General features: G+C 61.4%; 5 protein-coding genes. 3 read left to right on the forward strand and 2 right to left on the reverse strand.

From position 1 onward, the window contains the following. Positions 1 to 55: 55 nt before the first annotated feature. Positions 56 to 490, reverse strand: a complete 435-nt coding sequence (locus tag ACE04F_RS21200; protein ID WP_486107105.1) for a rhodanese-like domain-containing protein — start codon at positions 488 to 490, stop codon at positions 56 to 58. A 101-nt stretch (positions 491 to 591) separates the two neighbouring features. Between ACE04F_RS21200 and ftrA the strand changes: the two genes are divergently transcribed. Both ftrA and ACE04F_RS21210 read left to right on the forward strand, forming a co-directional pair. Next, entirely contained in the window at positions 592 to 1,551 is a 960-nt protein-coding gene (gene ftrA / locus ACE04F_RS21205; RefSeq protein WP_486107107.1) for a transcriptional regulator FtrA, read from the forward strand. 274 nt (positions 1,552 to 1,825) lie between these two features. Beyond that, positions 1,826 to 3,157 carry an IS110 family RNA-guided transposase gene (locus tag ACE04F_RS21210; RefSeq protein ID WP_486107109.1) on the forward strand — a complete coding sequence of 444 codons (1,332 nt, stop codon included), beginning with the start codon at positions 1,826 to 1,828 and terminating at the stop codon, positions 3,155 to 3,157. 247 nt (positions 3,158 to 3,404) lie between these two features. Here the strand turns inward: ACE04F_RS21210 and ACE04F_RS21215 are convergent, their stop codons facing one another. Beyond that, on the reverse strand, positions 3,405 to 4,262 hold the full coding sequence (locus ACE04F_RS21215; RefSeq protein WP_486109749.1) for a glucose 1-dehydrogenase: 858 nt from the start codon (positions 4,260 to 4,262) through the stop codon (positions 3,405 to 3,407). 178 nt (positions 4,263 to 4,440) lie between these two features. Here ACE04F_RS21215 and ACE04F_RS21220 point away from each other — a divergent pair, with 178 nt between their 5' ends. Further along, complete coding sequence (locus ACE04F_RS21220; protein ID WP_486109751.1) at positions 4,441 to 4,845, forward strand: VOC family protein; 405 nt, start codon at positions 4,441 to 4,443, stop codon at positions 4,843 to 4,845. Positions 4,846 to 4,955 lie beyond the last annotated feature (110 nt).

Raw genomic sequence — 4,955 nt, forward strand, 5'->3', positions numbered from 1 at the left:
CAGCCCGTGTGGCAAGGGAGCTCGCCCCCTCGCCACACGGGCGTCGCACCCTACTTCAACAATCGCAGCTGACCGCCTGCTCCGCCACGCGCTCCACGGAACCGGTCAGGCGAAAACCTTCGTCGAGCCAGCCCATGACGCCACCGATCATTTCCTTGACCGGGTACCCCAGGGTCGCCAGGCGCACCGCGGCCTTGTTGGCGCCGTTGCAATGCGGCCCCGCGCAATAGACCACGAACAGGGTGGTCTGGGGATAGGCCGCAAGCGCCTCGGCGGTCAGCGTGCGGGTCGGCAGGTTGATCGCCCCGGGCACGTGCCCGCGTGCATAGGCCTGCGGCCCGCGCACATCGACGAGGACAAAATCGATCTCACCGGCGTCCTGGCTGGCACGTACGTCGGAACAATCGGTTTCGAACATCAGACGCCGGCTGAAATGCTGCAGGGCAATGTCGGACGGCGCGGCAGACACTTCGCGAACAGGGCTGGTCATCGGGTTTACTCCAGGGACGGATAGGGCTTGGAGAGACTTTATCCACCCGCCGCCAACCGCTACAGTGGCGTACAAGACACTCTGTGGGAATTTTCCGCCAAATGCAGCCTACCCCTGGCCTCGTCGCGATTCTCGCCTACGACGGGCTGTGCACGTTCGAATTCGGCGTTGCCGTCGAGATATTCGGGCTGGCACGGCCCGAGTTTGATTTTCCCTGGTATGAACACCGCATCGTCGCTGTCGACGACGGCCCGATGCGCGCCATGGGCGGCTTCCAGGTATTGGCCGATGGCGGCATGGAGCTGCTCGACAGCGCGCGAACCATTATCGTGCCGGGCTGGCGCAGTCGCAGCGAACCGCCCTCCGATGCCCTGCTCCAGGCCTTGCGACGAGCCCATGCCCGTGGCGCCCGTCTGTTGTCGATCTGCTCGGGGGCTTTTGTCCTGGCGGCCACCGGGCTGCTCGACGGCTTGGGCGCCACCACGCATTGGCGCTACACCGACGAACTGGCCCACAGCTACCCGACCATCGAAGTCGATCCCGATGTACTTTATGTCGATTCAGGCCAGATCATCACCTCGGCTGGCAGCGCGGCCGGCATCGATGCGTGCCTGCACCTGGTGGCGCGGGATTTCGGCGCCCAGGTCGCCAATGCCGTGGCGCGTCGACTGGTCATGCCGACCCAACGCACCGGTGGCCAGGCGCAGTTCATCCCCTCGCCAGTCAGCCGCACGCCGCGCAGCGATTTGTCCGGCGTCATGCAATGGGCCCGGGAACGTCTCCACGAGCCGCTGGGAGTGCGCGATCTGGCCAGTCACGCCGCCATGAGCGAACGGACCTTCTTGCGCCGCTTCACCCAGGCTTGCGGTGTGTCGCCCAAGGCCTGGCTGCAACATGAGCGCCTGGCACGGGCCCGGGAATTGCTGGAAAGCACGCAAGACAACACCGACAACATCGCCCAACTGTGTGGCTATCGGTCGGTGGAAAGTTTCCGGGTAGCGTTTCGCAACGTGGTGGGGCTGGCGCCCTCGGTGTACCGGGAGCGGTTTGGGCGAGGGTAACGACGCCTTCGAGGTTCTCCGTGGCGAGGGAGTCCCCGCCGCGTCGCCGACGCTGCGCTGTCGCGCAGCAAACAAGTGTTCGGCTTAATATTGGGTGCGCGCGGGGACAGAGGCCGTAGCTATCACTGGTGTGTGCGCACCCGCGAGGGAGAGTGGCCGGCACGGTATCGGCGTGGAGTCGTTGTAGGCACAGCAAGCTGTGACCACGTATGAGAGAGTGAATCCGTTCGACACCGTGTGCCCCGCGCGCCGTTCAATCCTGCGAGGAATTGTCATGGCGCGCAAGAAGCAGCAGAAACGATTTGAAGTCGTTCACCCTCATTGTGCCGGTATCGATATTGGCAGCCGCGAGCACTGGGTCGGCGTCAATCCCGATCAAAGCGACAAGCCGGTTCGTTGTTTTCCGGCCTTTACTGAGGATTTGGTGAAGCTGGCCGAATGGCTGGAATCGCTGAAAATCAAAGTCGTGGCGATGGAAGCCACCGGTGTCTATTGGATACCGCTGTTCGAGCTTCTCGATTCGAGGGGCTTTGAGGTGTATCTAGTTAACTCCCGTGCTACACGCCAGATAAGCGGGCGTAAATCCGATGTCCTGGATTGCCAATGGATCTGGCAGCTCATGACCCATGGCTTACTCAGAGGAGCGTTCCGGCCCGCTGATGATATTTGCTCGATGCGTTCGCTGGTTCGCCAGCGGGCCATGAAGGTTCGTGATCAAGCCAAGACCATCAACCGCATGCAAAAAGCCCTGACGCAGATGAACATTCAGTTAGCCAATGTCATCAGCAACATCGCTGGTGTGACAGGGATGAAAATCATCAAGGCCATCATCGATGGCGAGCGTGACCCTCAAGTTTTAGCCAACTTCCGAGACGGCCGTATCAAGGCCGATTACCAAACCATCGCCCGCAGTCTGCACGGTAACTGGCGAGTCGAGCATTTGCATGCCTTGGCTCAGGAAGTGGCTGCTCATGATTTTCTTGAGAAGCAGATTGCCGAATGTGATCAGGCCATCACCCAGGCACTCAATCGACTCCCAGTACTGAACCATGAGCCCACGCAACCCGCCAAGCCACTGCGCAGCCCGCATCGTTCGGCAGATGAACAAGCCAACTTGCACCAGGCACTTGTGAGAATCATGGGCGTGGATCTGACCGCGATTCCCACTATCGGAATCGAATCCGCCTTGGTTCTGGCGAGCGAAGTCGGACCTGATTTGTCGCGGTTTCCGACTGAGCAACATTTCAGCTCTTGGATGGGGTTGGCGCCCTCAACCCGAATATCGGGAGGAAAACCCTTGCCCGGTCATGTCCCCAAGGTATTTAACCGGGCGGCACAAGCGTTGAAGCAGGCGGCCTCTAGCGCCCGCAACGATAAAAGCTTTATCGGTGCCAGTCACCGCGCCCGATTGGCTCGTATGGATACGGCCTGCGCCATCAAGGCTACGGCTCACCAACTGGCCCGCCTGATCTACGCCATGCTGACCAAAGGCCAGCCTTACGTGGCGCAGGATATGGAAGAGTACGAGGCCAAAAGCCGTGATCGTCAGCTTAGAGCCTTACAGCGTAAGGCTACAAAGCTGGGTGTTCGAGTGATCGCGGCTTAAAAAAGCTTTGGAGAACAAGGGGATGGATTTTGTTTGATGAGAGCTTGCTCCCGCTCGGTTGCGTAGCGACCGCAAGATTTCAGGGCCGCTTCGCAGCCCAGCGGGAGCAAGCTCCCTCGCCACAGAGTCAAAAGCACAGAGCCCGGAACTCAGAGCCCAGAGCCCGGAGCCGGAGCCCCGGGACCCGGGACCCGGGACCCGGGATCCAGAGCATGGGATCCACAGGTCCGCAGGGTTGCGACTAACCTTAAAGGATCGGCTTGCCCCCGGTCACCGCATACCGCGAGCCGGAAATATAGCTCGACTCATCCGAGGCCAGCAGCACGAAGATCGGTGCTACCTCCACGGGCTGGCCGGGGCGGCCCAGTGGTGTCTGCGAACCGAAGTTCTGCACTTCCTCCTCGGGCATGGTCGCCACGATCAGCGGGGTCCAGATCGGCCCTGGCGCGACGCTGTTCACCCGGATGCCCTTTGGCCCAAGCATCTGCGCCAGGCCACCGGTGAAATTGGCGATGGCGCCTTTGGTCGTGGCATAGGCCAGCAACGTCGGCTTGGGCATGTCCGAGTTGACCGAGGTAGTGTTGATGATCGATCCGCCAGCCTTCATGTGCGGCACCGCAGCCTGGCAGATCCTGAACATTGCGGTGATGTTGATATCGAACGTGCGTACCCATTCTTCATCCGGAATCTCTTCCAGGGTTTCGTGAGTCATCTGGAACGCGGCATTGTTGACAAGAACGTCGATGCGGCCGAAACGCGCCACGGTTTCATCGACGATCTTGCCGCACTGGGCCTTGTCCGCCAGGTCGCCCGGCAGCAGCAAGCATTGCCGACCGGCCTGTTCGACCCAGCGCGCGGTCTCCTTGGCGTCCTCGTGCTCGTTCAGGTAGGAAATGGCCACGTCAGCGCCCTCGCGGGCGAAGGCGATGGCTACCGCGCGCCCGATGCCGCTGTCGGCGCCGGTGATCAGGGCAATCTTGTTCGCCAGGCGACCGGAACCCTTGTAGCTTTGTTCACCGCAGTCCGGATACGGGTCCATCTTCTGCTGGCTGCCGGGGACGGGTTGGCTTTGTTTGGGGAAGGGTGGGGTTGGGTAATCGGCCATTGTCGTTCTCCATGGCAGGTGGTTGCGATGGAGGGTGGACTGTGGGGTTTCAGGCAGAGTTCGGTCGGATTTTCCCATCGGTCGATGAGCGAGCGTTTTGTCGACCGTGCTCATGTTCGGCTGAACGTGGACACGGTCATGCTCTCCAATGACAACAAGGTTTCATAAGGAGAAGGGCATGTTCAGTCACATTCAGATTGGTGCGCGGGATCTACCGAAAATGGTCGCTTTTTATGACGCCGTCCTCGGTTGCCTGGGGTTGGTGCGCATGGACAGCGAAGACGACTCGGGCCCGCCCGGGGAAGGCTGGCATCAGCCCGGCAGGCATTGGCCGCAGGTGTTCGTCCAGGTGCCGATCAATGGCCTTCCCGCGACCTGGGGCAACGGCATGCAAGTGAGCTTCGCCGCCGACTCGCCGCAAACCGTGCGCGCGGCCTGGGAGATGGCCCTCGCCATGGGCGGTTTCGATGAAGGAGCGCCGGGGCCGAGGCCGCAATATTCAAAGGATTACTTCGGGGCTTATTGCCGGGATCCGGAGGGCAACAAGTTGTGCTTTGTGCATACGCCGGATATGCATGACTGACGCCGGTCTTGAGGTGATCTGCTCCTGTGGTGACCCGCTCTTGAGGTGATCCGCTGTCGAGGTGACCCGCTGTCGAGGTGATCCGCTGTTGTGGGGGGGGGGGGGGGGGG

The sequence above is a fragment of the Pseudomonas sp. AGC41 genome (assembly GCF_057334555.1).

Excerpts from the sequence above, each read along its gene's own strand:
- ACE04F_RS21210 (WP_486107109.1), top strand. The coding sequence starts at position 1,826 with ATGGCGCGCAAGAAGCAGCAGAAACGATTTGAAGTCGTTCACCCTCAT.
- ACE04F_RS21215 (WP_486109749.1), bottom strand. The coding sequence starts at position 4,262 with ATGGCCGATTACCCAACCCCACCCTTCCCCAAACAAAGCCAACCCGTC.
- ftrA (WP_486107107.1), top strand. The coding sequence starts at position 592 with ATGCAGCCTACCCCTGGCCTCGTCGCGATTCTCGCCTACGACGGGCTG.
- ACE04F_RS21200 (WP_486107105.1), bottom strand. The coding sequence starts at position 490 with ATGACCAGCCCTGTTCGCGAAGTGTCTGCCGCGCCGTCCGACATTGCC.
- ACE04F_RS21220 (WP_486109751.1), top strand. The coding sequence starts at position 4,441 with ATGTTCAGTCACATTCAGATTGGTGCGCGGGATCTACCGAAAATGGTC.